An 18,628-nucleotide genomic window follows, 5' to 3' on the forward strand; every position below is an offset into this window, starting at 1 on the left:
GCTGCGAACCTCGCCGAGATTCGGGCCATTGCGGTGCGCGGCGCCCGTTATCTGTTTATAATCAAAGCAATTTTAAAGGATTCGAAGGTGGTTGTATGCTGGATCGTGAAGGCTTTCGCCCGAACGTCGGCATCATCCTCTTGAACGCGCACAATGAGGTGTTTTGGGGCAAACGGCTTCGTGAGCATTCCTGGCAATTCCCGCAAGGGGGCATCAAGTATGGTGAGACCCCGATGCAGGCCATGTTCAGGGAATTGCACGAGGAGACGGGCCTGCTTCCCGAGCACGTCAAGATCATCGGCCGCACACGCGACTGGTTGCGTTACGAGGTGCCGGACAAGTTCATCAAGCGTGAAGTCCGCGGGCATTATCGCGGACAAAAGCAGATCTGGTTTCTGCTGCGGATGGTCGGACGCGATTGCGACATTTGCTTGCGCGCAACCGACCACCCGGAGTTCGATGCCTGGCGCTGGAACGAGTACTGGGTGCCGCTTGACGCAGTGATCGAGTTCAAGCGGGATGTCTATCAGTTGGCGTTGACGGAATTGTCGCGTTTCCTGCGCCGGCCGGCGCAGCGGCCCGACGGCAACAAAACGCGCGCCGCAGTGCGGCCCACGCGTTATCCGCGCATGATCGGGGTTCATCCGATCGACGCATCGCAGGTGTGTTCCGAGGTCGAGCCGGGCGCTAGCGTGCTCGACGAGCCCCCGGTTCGCTACCTGCTGCGCGACTGATCCCGCCGACCGGGAAAACCATGAAGCATGTCCGGGCGCGGCAGCGGTTGCCGCGCCCTTTTTTCGAGGTGTGCAATTTGAAATCGTTCGCTCTTGCCGCAGCATCGTTGGCTGCGGTCGCCGTGCTGGCCGGCTGCGCTCACTCCAAAACGCAAAGTCAGCCGTCCGACCAGGACAGCAAGGACAGCAAGGACAACAGCACGTTCGTCTATCTGCTCGACCGTCACCCGATCTGGCAGGAAAACAAGGTCGACACGCTCCCGCCGTTGCCGCAAGCCTCGAACCTGATCCCGTTCGAAGTCTCGCAGAACACGCCGCTGCAGTTTTCCGTCGACGACAAGTCGCTGGTCGTCGGCACCGACGGCATCGTTCGTTACACGTCGGTCATCACCAGCCCGGCCGGCGCGCGCAACGTGACCTACGAAGCGATCCGCTGCGACACCTATGAGTGGCGCCAGTACGCGGCGTTGAACGCCGACCACGACGGCTGGGACCGCACCGTCGAAACCGACTGGACGCGCATCGAGAACGGCAACCTGAACGCCTATCGCGCCGCGCTCTACCAGGACTACTTCTGCTCGAACAAGATGCCGGCCGCAACCACCAAGGCGATCATCGAGAACCTGCGCGCGCACCGCACGATCCTGAGCCAACAGATTCGCTGAACGGCCGCAGTCGCCGCAACGCGTTCCTTTACCAGGAAGTCAAAAAACAAGCCCGCATCAGCGGGCTTTGTTTTTACCGGGTCGGCAGCCCGACGTGCGTCAGATCAGCACGAGGTTGTCGCGATGAATCAGCTCGGGCTCAAGCATGTAGCCGAGCACGGTTTCGATCTCGCTGCTCGGCTTGCGCTGAATCAACTTGGTTTCGGCGCTGCTGTAGTTGGTCAGCCCGCGCGCGACCTCACGGCCGGCATCGTTGACGCAGGCGATCACCTCGCCGCGCGCGAACACGCCCTGCACATTGACGATACCGATCGGCAGCAGGCTCTTGCCGCCGCTGGTCAGCTTCTCGACCGCGCCCGCATCGATGACGACGTGGCCGCGCACCTGCAGGTGATCGGCCATCCACTGCTTGCGCGCCGCCATGCGCGCCGTGCGCGCGATCAACTGGGTGCCGATCGCTTCGCCTTCCGCGAGCCGCACGAGCACGTCGGTCTCGCGGCCGCTCGCGATCACGGTATTCGCGCCGCTATGCGCCGCGCGCTTCGCCGCGAGGATCTTGGTCAGCATGCCGCCACGGCCGAGGCTCGACCCCGCACCGCCGGCCATCGACTCGAGATCGGACGCGCCGGCATCGGCCTCCTGCACCAGCGTGGCCTTCGGATCCTTGCGCGGATCGGCCGTAAACAGCCCCGGCTGATCGGTCAGGATCACGAGCGCATCGCCTTCGATCAGGTTCGCGACGAGTGCGCCCAGCGTATCGTTATCGCCGAATTTGATTTCGTCGGTAACGACCGTGTCGTTCTCGTTGATGATCGGGACCACGCCCAGACGCAGCAGCGTGAGCAGCGTCGAGCGCGCATTCAGATAACGCTCGCGGTCCGCCAGGTCGGCGTGGGTCAGCAGGATCTGGGCGGTGCGGATGCCGTGTTCGCCGAAACGGCTTTCGTAGACTTGCGCCAGCCCCATCTGACCGACCGCGGCGGCGGCCTGCAACTCGTCGATTTCACGCGGACGCTTGCTCCAGCCGAGCCGCTGCATGCCCTCGGCGATCGCGCCCGAGCTGACCAGCACGACCTCCTTGCCGGCCTCGCGCAGTGCGGCGATCTGGGCGGCCCAGCGGCCGATCGCAGCATGATCGAGCCCGCGCCCGTCGTTGGTGACGAGGCTGGAACCTACCTTCACAACCAATCGCTTCGAATCGGCGATGATCGAACGCATCGTGCGCTGCTCCTGTAGTGAAGCGCAATTCAATCGGAGCGCGGCGGCCGGAGCAGCCTGCCGCGCATCGGTCGGCGGCCTGAGCCGCCCGGGTATCGATTACTCGCCTGCCGGCTCGGCACCCGGCTCCGGCGACGCAGGATGGGCGCCCGGCGCTTCGCGGAACCGCACGTCGGCGGCGAGATCCTCGGCTTCGGCCGCACGATGCGCATCCGAGTGCGCCGACACGTAGTCGTACACCGCATAGATCAGGCTTTCGCAGCCCTGCCCCGTCAGCGCGGAGATCTCGAACACCGGACCTTCCCAGCCGAAACGGCTGATGAAATCGGCAACGCGTTCGGCGCGCTCGTCTTCCGGCACCATGTCGAGCTTGTTCAGCACGAGCCAGCGCTGCTTTTCGTAGAGCGATTCGTCGTACTTGCGCAGTTCGCCGACGATCGCCTTCGCCTCGGCCACCGGATCGACGTTCTCGTCGAACGGCGCGAGATCGACCAGATGCAGCAGCACGCCGGTACGCTGCAAGTGGCGCAGGAACTGGTGGCCAAGGCCCGCACCTTCGGCGGCGCCTTCGATCAGCCCCGGAATATCGGCGATCACGAAGCTCTTGCTCGGGCCGACGCGCACCACGCCGAGATTCGGCGCGAGCGTCGTGAACGGGTAGTCGGCAATCTTCGGCCTGGCGTTCGACACCGACGAAATGAAGGTGGACTTGCCCGCATTCGGCATGCCGAGCAGGCCGACGTCGGCCAGCACCTTCAGTTCGAGCTTCACCATGCGTCGCTCGCCGGGCTTGCCGTCGGTCTTCTGACGCGGCGCACGGTTCGTGCTCGACTTGAAGTGCAGGTTACCGAGGCCGCCCGCGCCGCCTTCCGCGACCTGCACCTTCTGCTCGTGCTCGGTCAGGTCGGCGATCAACTCGCCGGTATCCATGTCGGTAATGATGGTGCCCACCGGCATGCGCAGCGTGATGTCATCGCCACCCTTGCCATAGCAATCCGAGCCACGGCCGGTTTCGCCGTTGCGCGCCAGGTGCTTTTTCGAGAACCGGTAGTCGATCAGCGTATTGATGTTGCGGTCAGCCACCGCATACACGCTGCCGCCTCGGCCGCCGTCGCCGCCGTCCGGCCCGCCGAACGGAACGAACTTCTCGCGGCGCATCGACGCGCTGCCATCACCTCCGTCCCCGGCGATGACTTCGATTCGCGCTTCGTCAATGAACTTCATCCGTTGCTCCGCCCAGAATGTGAACCAATATTGTGCCGCGAGCCGCCGCGCTTGACCATTCGGCCATTCGGCCAGGTCGGGCCGACCCGGCCAGACGCGCGGCGTCGCGCAAATGAAAAAGGCCCCGCGTTTTCAGCGGGGCCTTTGTGGCTATGAAGCCCGAACCGGCGAAAACTTACGCAGCAGCCGGGACGACGATAACCAGATGCTTCTTGTCCGCGCCCTTGGTCGCGAACTTGACGTGACCGTCGACCAGTGCGAACAGCGTGTGGTCCTTGCCGATACCGACGTTATCGCCCGGGTGCATGCGCGTGCCGCGCTGACGAACGATGATGCCGCCGGCATTGATGGCCTGACCGCCGTAAACCTTCACGCCGAGGCGCTTCGATTCGGAGTCGCGGCCGTTACGGGAGGAACCCCCTGCCTTTTTGTGTGCCATTTGATAGCTCCTTTACCGTAGCGCTTACGCGGTGATCGCGTCGATGCGCAGTTCGGTGTAGTTCTGGCGGTGGCCGCCGTGCTTTTGGTAGTGCTTCCGGCGACGCATCTTGAAGATGGTGACCTTGGCATGACGACCGTGCGACACAACGGTAGCCTTGACGGAAGCCCCACTGACCAGCGGCGTACCGAACTGAATCGATTCGCCTTCGCCCACTGCGAGAACCTGGTCGAGCGTGATTTCTGCGTCAATGTCTGCCGGTATCTGTTCTACTTTCAATTTTTCGCCGACAGCAACCTTATACTGCTTGCCACCGGTTTTTATGACCGCGTACATTGCAAACCTCACTCTAGATCTGTTTTTCCATGCACCGTGCGTGGAAAACGCGTGATTATACAGAGAGTTAGGAGATAGGTCAAAGCCAATCGCGATCGCCCGCGCAAGCGCTTCCGCCGCGCGCCGCACCGGTCGATGTGACCCTCGGAAAGCCCTTGCCCCGCCTGGCATCGGGTGCCGGCCGTGTGAAACGGGGCATGAAACACGCGTCGAATCCGCCCGCCGCCGCGTGCTCCGGTGCGACACGCGCGAAGCAAACCCGGCCGTCCGGCAGGCTACGGCCCGGCGATCTCCCGAATCGCCTTATAATCCGGCGCACTACCCCATTCCATGATCATGTCGTCCACTGCCTCCCCTTCCCCGAGCGCCGCCCAACTGCTGGCCCCGATCACCGACGATATGGAGCAGGTCAACCGCGTCATTCGGCAGAGCCTGTCGTCCGATGTGCTGCTGATCAACCAGATCGCCGAATACATCATCGGCGCGGGCGGCAAGCGGCTGCGCCCGGCACTGCTGCTGCTCGTCGCGGGTGCGCTGGGCGACAGCTCCAGCCATCGCCACACGCTGGCCGCGGTCGTCGAGTTCATCCACACGGCCACGCTGCTGCACGATGATGTCGTCGACGAATCGGAACTGCGACGCGGCCGCAAGACGGCCAACGCGCTGTTCGGCAATGCCGCGAGCGTGCTGGTCGGCGATTACCTTTACTCCCGTTCGTTCGAGATGATGGTCGGCGTCGGCAAGATGCGCGTGATGGAAATCCTCTCGGAAGCCACCACGATCATCTCCGAAGGCGAAGTGCTGCAGTTGCTCAACATGCATGACGCCGATGTGGACGAATCGCGCTACATGCAGGTGATCCGCTACAAGACAGCGAAGCTGTTCGAGGCGTCCGCGCGCCTGGGCGCCGTGCTGGCCGGCGCCGACGCGACGGTCGAAGCTGCGGCGGCCGAATACGGCCGCCGCATCGGCACCGCGTTCCAGATCATGGACGACTGGCTCGACTACGCCGGCACCGCCGAATCGATGGGCAAGAACGCCGGTGACGATCTGCGCGAAGGCAAGCCGACGCTGCCGTTGATCCATTTGCTCGAGCACGGCACGCCCGAACAGCAGACGCTCGCGCGCGACGCGATCGAGCAAGGCGGCACCGATCGATTCGACACGATCTTCGATGCGATCACGCGTTCGGGCGCCCTCGATCACACGCTCGAATGCGCGCGGCAGGAAGCCCAGGCCGCCGCCGCCGCAATTTTTTCATTCCCCTCTTCCATTTTCAAAAACTCGCTGCTAGAATTATGTTCTTACTCGACGACACGGAAGTCTTGAACGAGACTGAAGTAGCAGAAGAGTCCAATTCGGGGTGTAGCTTAGCCTGGTAGAGCGCTACGTTCGGGACGTAGAGGCCGGAGGTTCGAATCCTCTCACCCCGACCAGAATTTTGAAAAAACCGCATATTCGTATGCGGTTTTTTTTTGCCTGATTTCATCGCCCCTCCCCGTCAAGCGCCGCCACGGGCCTTACCACGGCTCGTCACAAGCGCCGGGCGGCCCTCTGCTATAGTCACCCCATCCCTGACCCTCACCGTTCCCGATCCGCGTGGACCACATTCCCTTATGGGCGCAAATCTGCGCCGTCTTTGTCCTGCTTCTCTGCTCCAGCTTCTTCTCGATTTCTGAAACGGCCATGATGGCGCTCAACCGCCATCGGTTGAAGCTCCTCGCCAATCAGAACGCACTCGGCGCGAAAACCACGCAACGGTTGCTGACGCGTACCGATCAACTGTTGAGCGTGATCCTGATCGGCAACAACCTGTTCAACACGATCATCCCGGTCCTGACCACCTCGATCGCGCTGCGCACGTTCGGTCACGACAACCTGGTGCTGTCGATCGCGACCGGCATCGTGGCGTTTCTGATCATCGTGTTCGCCGAAATCACGCCGAAGATCGTCGGCGCAACCTATCCCGAGCGCATCGCCCTGCCGGCCAGCCTGCTGATCGCGCCGCTGATGCGCGTCATGAAGCCGGTGATCTGGTTCGTCAATCAGCTCGCGAACGGCACGCTCGGCCTCTTGCGCATCAACACCAAGGGCGGCCGCGACCAGCGCTTCTCGATCGAGGAACTGCGCTCGATCGTGCTCGAATCGGGCAGCTTCATGCCGACCAAGCACCGCAGCATCCTGCTGAACCTGTTCGACCTGGAAAACATCACCGTCGACGACGTGATGATCCCGCGCCGCCAGATCGAATCGCTGAACTTCGACGCGCCGCTCGACGACATCCTCCATCAGATCGAAACCTGCTACCACAACCGCCTGATCGTGTATCAAGGCGATATCGACCAGGTGCTCGGTGTGCTGCACGTGCGCAAGACGCTGGCCGCGCTGCGCAATCAGGAACTCGACCGCGACACGCTGCGCCGGCTGCTGGCCGAGCCGTATTACGTGCCGTCGGGCACCCCGGTGTTCCAGCAACTGCAATATTTCCAGGAGAGCCGCCAGCGCACCGCGCTGGTGGTCAACGAATACGGCGAGCTCGAGGGCCTCATGACGCCCGAGGACATCATCGAGGAACTGATCGGCGAATTCACCTCGTCGACGCCGAACGGCAGCGGCTCGCGCGGCGGCTGGAACGCCAGCGGCGAGTGCATCGTGTCGGGCGGCATCCCGCTGCGCGAACTGAATCGCTGGCTGCATCTGAGCCTGCCGACCAGAGGGCCGAAGACGCTCAACGGGCTGATCCTCGAAACCCTTGAAGAAATTCCCGAGGGCGACGTATGCATGAAGATCGGCGACGTAATGCTCGAGGTCATGCGTAGCGACGACCAGGCGGTGCGCACCGTCAAGCTGTTCAAGCCGCGCACCACGCGAGCGGCTCGCGGGCTGCTGCGCTGATTCCTGTCATATTCGAATCCTGACGGAGCCGCCGCTCCCGCACCATTGGTCGTTCGGCCGACTACCGGCCCGCCACCGCCCGCGCGATGATCGTCTCGTCGCAATCCCGAGGCGGCCGCGAGGCCGGTTTCCGATGTCCACGCCCCATTCCTCCGACGTCGCGCGGCTTGCGCCGCCGGTGTCAGCCGGTGACGCGCCCGTCGTCGCCCTCGTCAACGAAATCCTGCAAGCGGCGGCCGCGCGCGACGCGTCCGATATCCATATCGAGCCGGCCGAACGCGGCTGGCGCGTGCGACTGCGGATCGACGGCGCACTGCATGCGTTCGCCGCGCCGCCCGCGCATCTGCGCGACGGTGTCGTCACACGCCTGAAGGTGCTCGCGCGGATGGACATCGCGGAGCGCCGCGTGCCGCAGGACGGTCGCCTGCGCCTGACGCTCGCGCCGGGCCAGACGGGCGACTATCGCGTCAATTCGCTGCCGACGCTGCATGGAGAAAAACTCGTGCTGCGCCGGCTCGACACGCTGCCGGCCGACCTGTCGCTGCCGGCGCTTGGCTTCGATCCGCAGCAAGCTGCCGAACTCGATGCGGCGATCGCCGCACCACATGGCCTCGCGCTGGTTACGGGGCCGACCGGCAGCGGCAAGACGGTCACGCTCTATTGCTGCCTGCAACGGCTCAACCTCGCCTCGCGAAATCTCTGCACCATCGAAGATCCGGCGGAACTGCAGCTCGACGGCCTCAATCAGGTCAACGTACGCGACAAGGCCGGGCTGAATTTCGCCGTCGCGCTGCGCGCGTTCCTGCGGCAGGACCCGGACGTCATCATGGTTGGCGAAATCCGCGACACGGAAACCGCCGATGTCGCGCTGAAGGCCGCGCAAACCGGCCACCTCGTGCTGTCGACGCTGCACACCAACGACGCGCCGGGCGCGATTGCCCGCCTGCTCGATATCGGCGTTGCGCCGTATCACATCGCGGCGGCGCTGCGCGTGGTCACGGCCCAGCGGCTCGTGCGGCGGCTCTGCGGCACCTGCCGCCAGCCCTCGCGCACGACACGCACCGCGCTCGCCGCCGCCGGCCTCGATCCGGCACAGCTCGACACTGGCTGGCAGCCCTTCGAGGCCACCGGCTGCGAGGCCTGCCACGGCATCGGTTATCGTGGCCGGATCGGTATACATCAGGTGATGCGCGTCTCCGATGCATTGCGCGAGGCCATCGTCGCGCGCAACGGCATCGGCGCGCTCGTCCGGCAAGCACGGGCCGACGGCATGCGGACCTTGCGCGAAGCCGCGCTGGCACGCGTGTACGACGGCACCACCAGCCTCGACGAGGCACTCGCCGCCACGGACGCCGGATGAGCGCGCCGCTGGTGGACGAGCGACGGTTTCGCTGGGCCGGGGTGGCGCGGGATGGCGCACGCCGCCAAGGCACCCTGATCGCCGTCGACGGCGCTGCGGCGCGCCGGCAACTGCATCGCGGCGGCGTCACCGTGCTTGATCTCGCCGATCGCGGCCCGGCCCGCCTGCCGGCTGCGCGGGCGCGCGACGTCACGCGCCTGACGCGCCAGCTCGGTGGCTTGCTGCGCGCGGGCTTGCCGCTCGCGCCCGCGCTCGACCTGCTCGCCGAGCCGGGGGGCCGGCACGACATCGCACGCATCGCGGCCGGGCTGTCCCGCGCGATCGTCGCGGGCAGCCAGTTGTCGGAGGCCATGTGCCGCTATCCGCGCCAGTTCGATCCGATGTTCCGACAATTGATCGCGGTCGGCGAGGCCTCGGGCCAACTCGCCGCCTTGCTCGCGCGCCTGGCCGACGATCGCGAACACGCCGCCGCCCTGCGCGCACGGGTGCGTTCGGCGCTGACCTATCCGGCTGCCGTGCTGGCCTTCGCACTGGCGATCACGGCGGCGCTGCTGGTCTGGGTCGTACCCACCTTCGCGCAGGTTTTCGAGGGCTTCGGCGCGGCGCTGCCCGCGCCCACCCGCTTCGTACTCGCGCTGTCCGATGGCGTTGCTCGTTATGGGCCGCCGGCCTTGCTTGCCTGCGCGGTGGCAGTCATCGCCGGCACCACGCTGCTGCGCCGTTCACCCGATGCGCAAATCGTCATCAGCCGCGCGACCTTGCGCCTGCCGTTGCTCGGCCCGTTGTTGCGCACGCTCGCGGCCGCGCGCTGGAGCCGCACGCTCGGCACGCTGCTGCGTGCGGGCACGCCGCTGGCCGACGCGTTCGATTCGCTCGCGCACGCCACCGGCAACCCCGTATTCGACCGGGCCACGCCCGACATCGCGGCGCGGCTGCTGCGCGGCGAGCGGCTCGCGGCGGCCATGCGCGCGGCCGGCTGCTTCCCGGCCGAGGTGGTGCAGCCGATCGCCGTGGCCGAGGAATCGGGCACGCTCGACGCCATGCTGGTGGATATCGCCGTGCTCTGCGAGCGGCAGGTCGACGAACGAATCGGCACGCTGACCAGCCTCTGCGAGCCGCTCGTCGTGATCGTGCTCGGCGGGCTGGTCGGCGCACTCGTGGTCGCCATGTACCTGCCGATCATCCAGCTCGGCAACGTGGTGGTGTAGCATCGCTCCCGGTCCCCGCTCTCGACTTCCCCGGCTTCGATGAATTCGCTCCTCGCCCTGTCCGATCCCTGGTTCGCGTTCGCCGCGTTGCCGGCCGCCGTTCGCTACGCGTTCGCGGTCGTGATCGGCCTCGTGGTCGGCAGCTTCCTGAACGTCGTCGCGCATCGGCTGCCGGCCATGATGGAGCGCGCCTGGAAGGCGGAGCTCGCGGAGGCAACGGGCAACGATCCGGCGCACGACGACGGGCTGCCGCCGCGCTACAACCTCTGGGCGCCGCGCAGTGCCTGCCCGCATTGCGGCCATGTCCTGCGCGCCTGGGAGAACGTGCCGGTATTCAGCTACCTCGCGCTGCGCGGGCGCTGCGCCCGATGTCGCGCGCCAATCAGCCTGCGCTATCCGCTCGTCGAGCTCGGCTCCGGCTTGCTCGCGGCCGCCTCGCTCTACGCGTTCGGCCCCGCACCGGCCGCGCTGGCCGCGTTCGGCTTGTGCGCGACGCTGCTGGCGATGAGCCTGATCGACATGAAAACGGGTTATCTGCCCGATTCGATGACGCTGCCGCTGCTGTGGGCCGGCCTGATCGTCAACCTGTCGGGCAACTTCGTCGATCTGCGCGAGGCGGTGATCGGCGCGATTGCCGGTTATCTGTTCCTCTGGTGCGTGTTCTGGCTGTTCAAGCTGCTGCGCGGCATCGAGGGCATCGGCTATGGCGACCTGAAGCTGCTGGCCGCGCTCGGCGCGTGGCTCGGCTGGGTTGCGCTGCCGCAGGTGCTGCTGATCGCGGCGTTGAGCGGCGCAGCGGTCGGGCTGGTGGCGATGTGGCGCGGCCGCATGCGTTATGAAGAACCGCTGCCGTTCGGCCCGTTCCTCGCGCTCGGCGGCATCGTCACGCTGCTGCATGGCACGCCGTTCTACCTGGCCCTCGGAGGCTGACCCCATGTTCTCGGTTGGATTGACGGGCGGAATCGGCAGCGGCAAGACCACGGTGGCGAACCGCTTCGGCGAGCTCGGCGCCACGCTGATCGACACCGATGCCATTGCTCATCGCGTCACGGCGCCGGGCGGCAGCGCCATGGCGCCGATCGCGGCAGCCTTCGGCGACGAATTCGTCGCGGCCGACGGCGCACTCGACCGCGCCCGCATGCGCGCGCTGGTGTTCGGCGACGACGCCGCGCGCAAGCGGCTCGAAGCGATCACGCATCCGCTGATCCGCGCCGAAACCGAACGCGAGGCCACGCTGGCAACCGGCGCCTACGTGATCTTCGTGGTGCCGCTGCTGGTCGAATCGCGAAGCTGGCGCCGCCGCGTCGATCGCGTACTTGTGATCGATTGCGAAGTGGAAACGCAGATCATGCGCGTCATGCAGCGCAATGGTTTCGCGCGCGAGCAGGTCGAGGCGATCGTCGCCCGCCAGGCCACGCGCGAGGCACGCCTGGCGGCAGCCGACGACGTGATCGTCAACGAACATGCGCCCGATGCCGTGCTCGACGCCCGCATCGACGCGCTGCACACCCGCTATCTCGCGCTCGCCGCATCGAAGTCCTGAGCATTCGCGCCCGGCGCGCACCGTGTAGGCGCACGCGCCAAGCGAGGTCAAAATGGCGCGATTGCGACACCAGACAGTGGGCATTAGAATGGGCGGCAATTCCGGTCCATTTGTCCCAACCTAGGCGAGCGCGCTTGATTCTTTACGAGTATCCGTTCAACGAACGCATCCGCACGTTGCTGCGCCTCGAAGATTTGTTCGAGCGCCTGACGTTCTTCCTCGCGCAGGAAGACCCGAGGGAGCATCACGTTGCGCTCACGACGCTGTTCGAAATCGCGGAAGTCGCGGGCCGGGCGGACCTCAAATCGGACCTGATGAAGGAACTGGAGCGCCAGCGGCAAACGCTCGCGCCGTTTCGCGGCAATCCCGGCATCGAGCAGAACGCGCTCGAAGCCGTGCTCGGCGAAATCGAGCAGACGCTCGCGAACCTGAGCCAGATGCAGGGCAAGACCGGCCAGCATCTGCTCGACAACGAATGGCTCAGCAGTATTCGCAGCCGCGCCGTCATTCCGGGCGGTACCTGCAAATTCGATCTGCCGTCCTACTATGCGTGGCAGCAATGGCCCGCCGAGCAGCGGCGCCAGGACATCGCCAAGTGGGCAATGCCGATGCTGCCGTTGCGCGACGCGGCGACCATCGTGTTGCGTCTGGCGCGTGAATCGGGCCAGGCGTCGAAAGTGATGGCGATGCAAGGCAGTTACCAGCAAATGCTGTCGGGACGCAGCTACCAGCTCATGCAGGTGCGCGTGCCGCCCGAACTCCATGTGATCCCCGAAGCCAGCGCCAACAAGTACATGCTGTGGGTGCGCTTCACCGTCCAGGATGGCGACGTCCGGCCGCGCGCGGTCGATATCGACGTACCGTTCCAGTTGACGCTCTGCAATCTCTGAAATCGTGACTACTGTCGTCAAATGCCCGGCCTGCGGCAAACCTGTCCGCTGGGTTCCGGAAAGCAGCTTCCGCCCGTTCTGTTCGGCCCGTTGCAAGCAGATGGATCTCGGCGCCTGGGCCGCCGAACGTTACCGGATCGGCAGCACCGACGAACCGTCGTCGGAAGACGAGCCGGACGACCGCAACGGCCGTCACGACTGATCGTTCAACGCGCGCCGGCTTCCTTGGCCAGCAGGTCGAGCACCGGCAGTGCAGCCGGCAGCAGCGGTGCGACCTCCACCGGCAAATGCTGCCAGACGAACGCCTGCCCTTCCCGGCTGTGCGGCTCGCCATCCCAGCCCGTCACCTTGCAGAAGAACAAGCGCACGTAGGCGTGCGGGTAATCGTGCTCGAGCGTGTGCCAGCGATGGCAGGCCGTCACGTGAATGCCCAGCTCCTCGTGCAGCTCGCGCGCGAGCGCGGCCTCGACGCTTTCACCCGCCTCAAGCTTGCCGCCCGGAAACTCCCAATACCCTTCATAGGGCTTGCCGGCCGGACGCTGCGCGAGCAGATAGCGGCCGTCGGGCTGCACCAGCACGCCAACGGCGACTTCCGTGACCTTGCGCGGCGCCGCGCCACCGGTGCCGGTTTCGGCTGCCGTGCTCATGCCGTCTCCTGACGGCCCGAGCGATCGCGCGCGAATTGCCATGCGACCCGGCCCGAGCGCGAACCACGTTCAAGCGCCCACACCAGCGCATCGCCGCGCGCCGCCTCGACATCGGCGTCGTTGCAGCCGAAATGGCGCAGCCAGTGGCCGACGATCGCCAGATAGTCGTCCTGCTTGAACGGATAGAAGCTGACCCACAGGCCGAAACGCTCGGACAGCGAGATCTTCTCCTCGACCACCTCGCCCGGATGGATTTCACCGTCCGGCAGGTGCTTGTACGACTCGTTATCGCTCATGTACTCGGGCAGCAGGTGCCGGCGATTCGACGTGGCGTAGATCAACACGTTGTCGGATTGCGCCGAGATCGAGCCGTCGAGCGCGACCTTGAGCGCCTTGTAGCCCGATTCGCCATCTTCGAACGAGAGATCGTCGCAGAACACGATGAAGCGCTCGGGCCGCGCCGAGATCAGGTCGACGATGTCGCCGAGATCGTGCAGATCGTCCTTGTCGACTTCGATCAGACGCAGGCCGTCGGCCGCGAATTCGTTGAGGCAGGCCTTGATCAGCGACGATTTGCCGGTGCCGCGCGCGCCCGTCAGCAGCACGTTGTTGGCCGGGCGGCTCTGTACGAACTGGCGCGTGTTCTGCTCGATCAGTCCTTTCTGGCGATCGATGTTGTGCAGATCACCGAGCGAGATCTGCGAAATGGCGGGCACCGCCTGCAGGTAGCCACGGCCCTGGCGCTTGCGCCAGCGGAACGCGTTCGCGGCGCTCCAATCGATGTCGGCGGGGGCCGGCGGCAGCAGCGCTTCAAAGCGGCCGATCAGCGCTTCGGCGCGGTCGAGAAACTGTTCGAGCTTGTCCATCTGTCTGGGAATCCGGAAATTCAGGGGCACGGCGCGCCGGTCGGGCGCGCCGCAAGGTCGGTCGGGAACCGATCAGGAACGATAGTCGGCGTTGATGCTGACGTAGTCGTGCGAGAGGTCGCAGGTCCAGATGGTCGCTGCCGCGTCGCCGCGGCCGAGCAGCACGCGGATCGTGATCTCGCTCTGCTTCATGACGCGTTGGCCGTCCGCTTCCTGGTACTCGGGGTTGCGGCCGCCGGCCTTGGCGACCAGCACGTCGTCGAGGTACAGGTCGATCTTGCCGACATCGAGATCGGCCACGCCCGCATAGCCGATCGCCGCGAGAATCCGGCCCAGGTTCGGGTCCGAGGCGAAGAACGCCGTCTTGACGAGCGGCGAATGGCCGATCGCGTAGGCGATCTGGCGGCATTCGGCCACGTTCCTGCCGCCTTCGACCTGCACCGTCATGAACTTGGTCGCGCCTTCGCCGTCGCGCACGATCAGTTGCGAGAGCGTTTGCGCCACTTCGGTCACGGCTTCGCGCAGCGCCGCGTAGGCCGGCGAATCGGTGGACGTGATGGCCGGCAGGCTCGATTTGCCCGATGCGATCAGGATGAAGGAATCGTTGGTCGAGGTATCACCGTCGATCGTGATGCAGTTGAACGAGCGGTTCGCCACGTCCTTCACGAGCTGATCGAGCACCGGCTGGGCAACCGTCGCGTCGAACGCGAGGAAGCCGAGCATGGTGGCCATGTTCGGCTTGATCATGCCGGCGCCCTTGCTGATGCCGGTCAGCGTGACGGTATGGCCGTCGATCGCGACCTGGCGCGAGGCCGCCTTCGGCAGGGTGTCGGTGGTCATGATCGCCTGCGCGGCGTCGAACCATTTCGCGGCCGCGCGATTGGCCAGCGCGGCCGGCAGGCCGGCCTTCAGGCGGTCGACCGGCAGCGGTTCGAGAATCACGCCGGTCGAGAACGGCAGCACCTGCGACGGCTGCAAGCCAGCCAGGCGGGCCAGTTCGTCACACGTTGCGCGGGTGGCGGCAAGGCCCGGCTCGCCGGTGCCGGCGTTGGCATTGCCGGTATTGACGACCAGCGCGCGAATCGCCGGCGCGCCGGCGCTCACGCCTGCCAGATGCTCACGGCAAACGATCACGGGCGCGGCACAGAAACGGTTCTCGGTGAACACGCCCGCCACCGTCGCGCCTTCTTCGACGGAAATGACGAGCACGTCCTTGCGGTTCGGCTTGCGGATATTCGCTTCCGCCCAGCCGAGCGTGACGCCGGCCACGGGATGCAGTTGCGCGGGATCGATCGAAGGGAAGTTGACAGCCATGGATTCACCTGCCGAAAGGACAATGCCGGCTCCTGCCGGCATTGTTGGATTAGGACGAAGCGGCGGCGCGCATGACTGCGGGCCGCCGCGGATTCATCTTGCAAACTCTGTGTGACGAACCGGCGACTGCCGGCGGCATGGATCGCACGCCGCCGCATCCGCCGCAGGCATCAGCTCAGTTTGCCGTGGCACTGCTTGTACTTCTTGCCGCTGCCGCACGGGCAGGGGTCGTTGCGACCCACGCGCGGCACGTCGCCGGCCGGCGCCGCGCCGGCCATCGCGTCGTCGACGAGGCCGGCCGTGGCATCGGCGGCCACCGCCGTCGCAACCGCCGCGCCTGCCGTGACTGAGGCGGCATCGGTGAAATCGGCATGACGGAATTCGACGTGGTCGAGATTGCCGCCCGCTTCCTCGATCTGTTCGGCCGCTTCTTCCAGTTGCTCGGGCGACTGGATCTGCACGTTCATGACGATGCGCGTGACTTCCTGCTTGGTGGCGTCGAGCATCGCGGCGAACAGTTCGAACGCTTCGCGCTTGTATTCCTGCTTCGGGTTCTTCTGCGCATAGCCGCGCAGGTGGATGCCCTGGCGCAGGTGATCGAGCGCGGCGAGATGCTCGCGCCAGAGGCGGTCGAGCGTCTGCAGCATGATCGAGCGCTCGAACGAGTTGAATGCCTCGCGGCCGACCATCGCGACCTTCGCCTCGTAATGCTCGTCGGCCGCCGTGACGACCGCGTCGAGGATTTCATCGACGCTGATCGACTGCGATTCGTTGACCATCTCCTGGATCGCCAGATCGAGGCCCCAGTCGTTGCGCAGCGCTTCCTCGAGCTCGGGCAGATCCCATTGCTCTTCGATGCTGCCGGCCGGCACGTGCTGGTGCGTGATCTCGGCCACCACGCCATGACGCATCGCGCCGATCGTCTCGGCGATGTCGTTCGCCTCGAGCAGCTCGTTGCGCTGCTGGTAGATCACCTTGCGCTGGTCGTTCGACACGTCGTCGTATTCGAGCAACTGCTTGCGGATATCGAAGTTGCGGGCTTCGACCTTGCGCTGCGCCGATTCGATCGAACGCGTGACGATGCCCGCCTCGATCGCCTCGCCTTCCGGCATCTTCAGGCGATCCATGATCGCGCGCACGCGATCGCCGGCGAAGATGCGCAGCAGCGGATCGTCGAGCGACAGGAAGAAGCGCGAGGAACCCGGATCGCCCTGGCGGCCGGCACGGCCACGCAACTGGTTGTCGATCCGGCGCGATTCGTGGCGCTCGGTGCCGATGATGTGCAGGCCGCCTGCCGCCTTCACCTGCTCGTGCAGCGATTCCCACTCGTCATGCAGCTTCTGGATGCGCGCGGCCTTTTCTTCGGCCGGGATCGATTCGTCGGCTTCGATGAACGAGGCCTGCTTCTCGACGTTGCCGCCGAGCACGATGTCGGTACCGCGCCCGGCCATGTTGGTGGCGATCGTGATGCGCTTCGGACGGCCCGCTTCGGCCACGATCGCCGCTTCGCGCGCGTGCTGCTTCGCGTTCAGCACTTCGTGCGGCAGCCCGGCCTGCTTGAGCAGGTGGGAGAGCAGCTCCGAGTTCTCGATCGAGGTGGTGCCCACCAGCACCGGCTGGCCGCGCTCGTAGCAATCGCGGATGTCGCGCGTGACGGCGTCGTAGCGCTCCTTCGCGCTCTTGTAGATCTGATCCTGCTTGTCGATCCGCTTCGGCGGCCGGTTGGTCGGGATCACGACCGTTTCGAGACCGTAGATCTCGTTGAATTCGTACGCCTCCGTATCGGCCGTGCCGGTCATGCCCGACAGCTTGGCGTACATCCGGAAGTAGTTCTGGAACGTGATCGACGCGAGCGTCTGGTTCTCGCTCTGGATCTTGGCGTGTTCCTTGGCCTCGACCGCCTGGTGCAGACCATCCGACCAGCGCCGGCCGGCCATCAGGCGGCCCGTGAATTCGTCGACGATCACGACTTCGCCGTTCTGCACGACGTAGTGCTGATCGAGATGGAACAGCGTATGGGCGCGCAGCGCGGCATACACGTGGTGCATCAGCGTGATGTTCTGCGGCGCGTAGAGGCTTTCGCCCTCGCCGATCAGGTGCCACTCGGCGAGCAGGCGCTCGGCCTTCTCGTGGCCCGATTCCGTCAGGAACACCTGGCGCGCCTTTTCGTCGAGCGTGTAGTCACCCGGCTTTTCGACGCCCGTGCCGTCGGCCTTCTCTTCGCCGATCTGGCGTTCGAGCAGCGGCGGCAGCGCGTTCATGCGCACGTAGAGTTCGGTGTGATCCTCGGCCTGGCCCGAGATGATCAGCGGAGTACGCGCCTCGTCGATCAGGATCGAGTCCACCTCGTCGACCACCGCGAAGTTCAGCACCCGCTGCACGCGCCCGTCGGTCTCGTAGACCATGTTGTCGCGCAGGTAGTCGAAGCCGAATTCGTTGTTGGTGCCGTAGGTGATGTCGGCGGCGTAGGCCTCGTGCTTCTGCTCGTGCTCCATGCCGGACAGGTTGATGCCGACCGACAGACCGAGGAAGTTGTAGAGGCGCGCCATCCATTCGGCATCGCGCTGGGCGAGGTAGTCGTTGACCGTGACGACGTGCACGCCGCGGCCCGACAGCGCATTCAGGTAGACCGGCAACGTGGCGACGAGCGTCTTGCCTTCGCCGGTGCGCATTTCGGCGATCTTGCCGTAGTGCAGCACCATCCCGCCGATCAGCTGCGTATCGAAGTGCCGCATCTTCAGCACGCGACGGCTGGCCTCGCGGCACACCGCGAAGGCTTCGGGCAGCACCTTGTCGAGCGATTCGCCGCCCGCGACGCGCTGGCGGAATTCGTCCGTCTTGCCGCGCAACTGGTCGTCCGTCAGCTTCTCGACTTGCGCTTCGAGCGCATTGATCGCCGCGACGGTCTTTTGGTATTGCTTGACGAGCCGCTGATTGCGGCTGCCAAAAATCTTCTGGAGAAAACCGGTTGTCATCGGATCGGATCTGCGTCGCAGCAACGGCCCCGGAGCAGAAATGGCGCCAGCCCCGGCGCGCCGAGCCTTGGCGGCTTAGCGTATGAGTGAATGCAAACGGGGAATTTTAGCACGCGCATTTGGGCAAGCCGGTGTCGCTCCGGTATGGACTTTGCACGGGCAATCCGCCGGCCGGACCACGAACGGCCCGTGTCGGCTCAGGTTCCGATATGCGGCCGGATCGGGGCTGCGTCAAGAGGCGGGGCGAAACGGCCCGAACAGCCCGTCCGGCGCGGCGATCGAGCCCTTTCCCGCGGCATGGCGGCGCGGCCGTT

General features: G+C 65.6%; 18 protein-coding genes and 1 tRNA gene. 11 read left to right on the plus strand and 8 right to left on the minus strand.

The window, feature by feature from the left end:
- Positions 1-95 precede the first annotated feature (95 nt).
- A complete protein-coding gene (locus tag AB4851_RS33100; protein ID WP_414443854.1) occupies positions 96-734 on the plus strand; it encodes an RNA pyrophosphohydrolase in 639 nt (212 codons plus the stop codon).
- 77 nt (positions 735-811) lie between these two features.
- A complete protein-coding gene (locus tag AB4851_RS33105; RefSeq protein WP_414450395.1) occupies positions 812-1,399 on the plus strand; it encodes a CNP1-like family protein in 588 nt (195 codons plus the stop codon).
- 99 nt (positions 1,400-1,498) lie between these two features.
- Here the strand turns inward: AB4851_RS33105 and proB are convergent, their stop codons facing one another.
- From proB to rplU, 4 genes are all read right to left on the minus strand, one after another.
- Positions 1,499-2,617: a glutamate 5-kinase gene (proB, locus tag AB4851_RS33110; protein WP_414450396.1), complete on the minus strand. Its 1,119-nt coding sequence runs from the start codon at positions 2,615-2,617 to the stop codon at positions 1,499-1,501.
- 99 nt (positions 2,618-2,716) lie between these two features.
- A complete protein-coding gene (cgtA, locus tag AB4851_RS33115; protein WP_414450397.1) occupies positions 2,717-3,841 on the minus strand; it encodes an Obg family GTPase CgtA in 1,125 nt (374 codons plus the stop codon).
- Between the two features lie 175 nt (positions 3,842-4,016).
- Complete coding sequence (rpmA, locus tag AB4851_RS33120) at positions 4,017-4,280, minus strand: 50S ribosomal protein L27 (RefSeq protein ID WP_278651142.1); 264 nt, start codon at positions 4,278-4,280, stop codon at positions 4,017-4,019.
- Positions 4,281-4,304: 24 nt separating this feature from the next.
- A complete protein-coding gene (rplU, locus tag AB4851_RS33125) occupies positions 4,305-4,616 on the minus strand; it encodes a 50S ribosomal protein L21 (protein ID WP_091010980.1) in 312 nt (103 codons plus the stop codon).
- A 336-nt stretch (positions 4,617-4,952) separates the two neighbouring features.
- Between rplU and AB4851_RS33130 the strand changes: the two genes are divergently transcribed.
- From AB4851_RS33130 to AB4851_RS33170, 9 genes are all read left to right on the plus strand, one after another.
- A complete protein-coding gene (locus AB4851_RS33130; protein WP_414450398.1) occupies positions 4,953-5,945 on the plus strand; it encodes a polyprenyl synthetase family protein in 993 nt (330 codons plus the stop codon).
- 30 nt (positions 5,946-5,975) lie between these two features.
- Positions 5,976-6,052, plus strand: a tRNA-Pro gene (locus AB4851_RS33135).
- Positions 6,053-6,215: 163 nt separating this feature from the next.
- A complete protein-coding gene (locus tag AB4851_RS33140) occupies positions 6,216-7,511 on the plus strand; it encodes an HlyC/CorC family transporter (protein ID WP_414443849.1) in 1,296 nt (431 codons plus the stop codon).
- 133 nt (positions 7,512-7,644) lie between these two features.
- The gene (locus AB4851_RS33145) at positions 7,645-8,871 is read left to right on the plus strand and encodes a GspE/PulE family protein (RefSeq protein WP_414450399.1); all 1,227 of its coding nucleotides are present in this window, start codon (positions 7,645-7,647) and stop codon (positions 8,869-8,871) included.
- The gene (locus AB4851_RS33150) at positions 8,868-10,079 is read left to right on the plus strand and encodes a type II secretion system F family protein (RefSeq protein ID WP_414450400.1); all 1,212 of its coding nucleotides are present in this window, start codon (positions 8,868-8,870) and stop codon (positions 10,077-10,079) included. Before AB4851_RS33145 ends, AB4851_RS33150 begins: the two co-directional genes overlap by 4 nt.
- A gap of 39 nt (positions 10,080-10,118) precedes the next feature.
- Positions 10,119-11,009: a prepilin peptidase gene (locus AB4851_RS33155; RefSeq protein WP_414450401.1), complete on the plus strand. Its 891-nt coding sequence runs from the start codon at positions 10,119-10,121 to the stop codon at positions 11,007-11,009.
- 4 nt (positions 11,010-11,013) lie between these two features.
- Positions 11,014-11,622 carry a dephospho-CoA kinase gene (coaE, locus tag AB4851_RS33160; protein WP_414450402.1) on the plus strand — a complete coding sequence of 203 codons (609 nt, stop codon included), beginning with the start codon at positions 11,014-11,016 and terminating at the stop codon, positions 11,620-11,622.
- A 134-nt stretch (positions 11,623-11,756) separates the two neighbouring features.
- Positions 11,757-12,512 (plus strand): cell division protein ZapD, encoded by a 756-nt coding sequence (gene zapD, locus AB4851_RS33165; protein ID WP_414450403.1) that lies wholly within the window; start codon positions 11,757-11,759, stop codon positions 12,510-12,512.
- 4 nt (positions 12,513-12,516) lie between these two features.
- The gene (locus AB4851_RS33170) at positions 12,517-12,714 is read left to right on the plus strand and encodes a DNA gyrase inhibitor YacG (protein ID WP_414443843.1); all 198 of its coding nucleotides are present in this window, start codon (positions 12,517-12,519) and stop codon (positions 12,712-12,714) included.
- 4 nt (positions 12,715-12,718) lie between these two features.
- Here the strand turns inward: AB4851_RS33170 and AB4851_RS33175 are convergent, their stop codons facing one another.
- From AB4851_RS33175 to secA, 4 genes are all read right to left on the minus strand, one after another.
- Complete coding sequence (locus AB4851_RS33175; RefSeq protein ID WP_414450404.1) at positions 12,719-13,159, minus strand: NUDIX domain-containing protein; 441 nt, start codon at positions 13,157-13,159, stop codon at positions 12,719-12,721.
- Entirely contained in the window at positions 13,156-14,025 is an 870-nt protein-coding gene (locus AB4851_RS33180; RefSeq protein WP_414443841.1) for an ATP-binding protein, read from the minus strand. Before AB4851_RS33180 ends, AB4851_RS33175 begins: the two co-directional genes overlap by 4 nt.
- A gap of 72 nt (positions 14,026-14,097) precedes the next feature.
- The gene (gene argJ, locus AB4851_RS33185; protein ID WP_414450405.1) at positions 14,098-15,339 is read right to left on the minus strand and encodes a bifunctional glutamate N-acetyltransferase/amino-acid acetyltransferase ArgJ; all 1,242 of its coding nucleotides are present in this window, start codon (positions 15,337-15,339) and stop codon (positions 14,098-14,100) included.
- Positions 15,340-15,509: 170 nt separating this feature from the next.
- The gene (gene secA / locus AB4851_RS33190; RefSeq protein ID WP_414450406.1) at positions 15,510-18,314 is read right to left on the minus strand and encodes a preprotein translocase subunit SecA; all 2,805 of its coding nucleotides are present in this window, start codon (positions 18,312-18,314) and stop codon (positions 15,510-15,512) included.
- Positions 18,315-18,628: the final 314 nt, after the last annotated feature.

It is taken from the genome of Burkholderia sp. 22PA0099 (assembly GCF_047497165.1).
Lineage (GTDB): Bacteria > Pseudomonadota > Gammaproteobacteria > Burkholderiales > Burkholderiaceae > Burkholderia.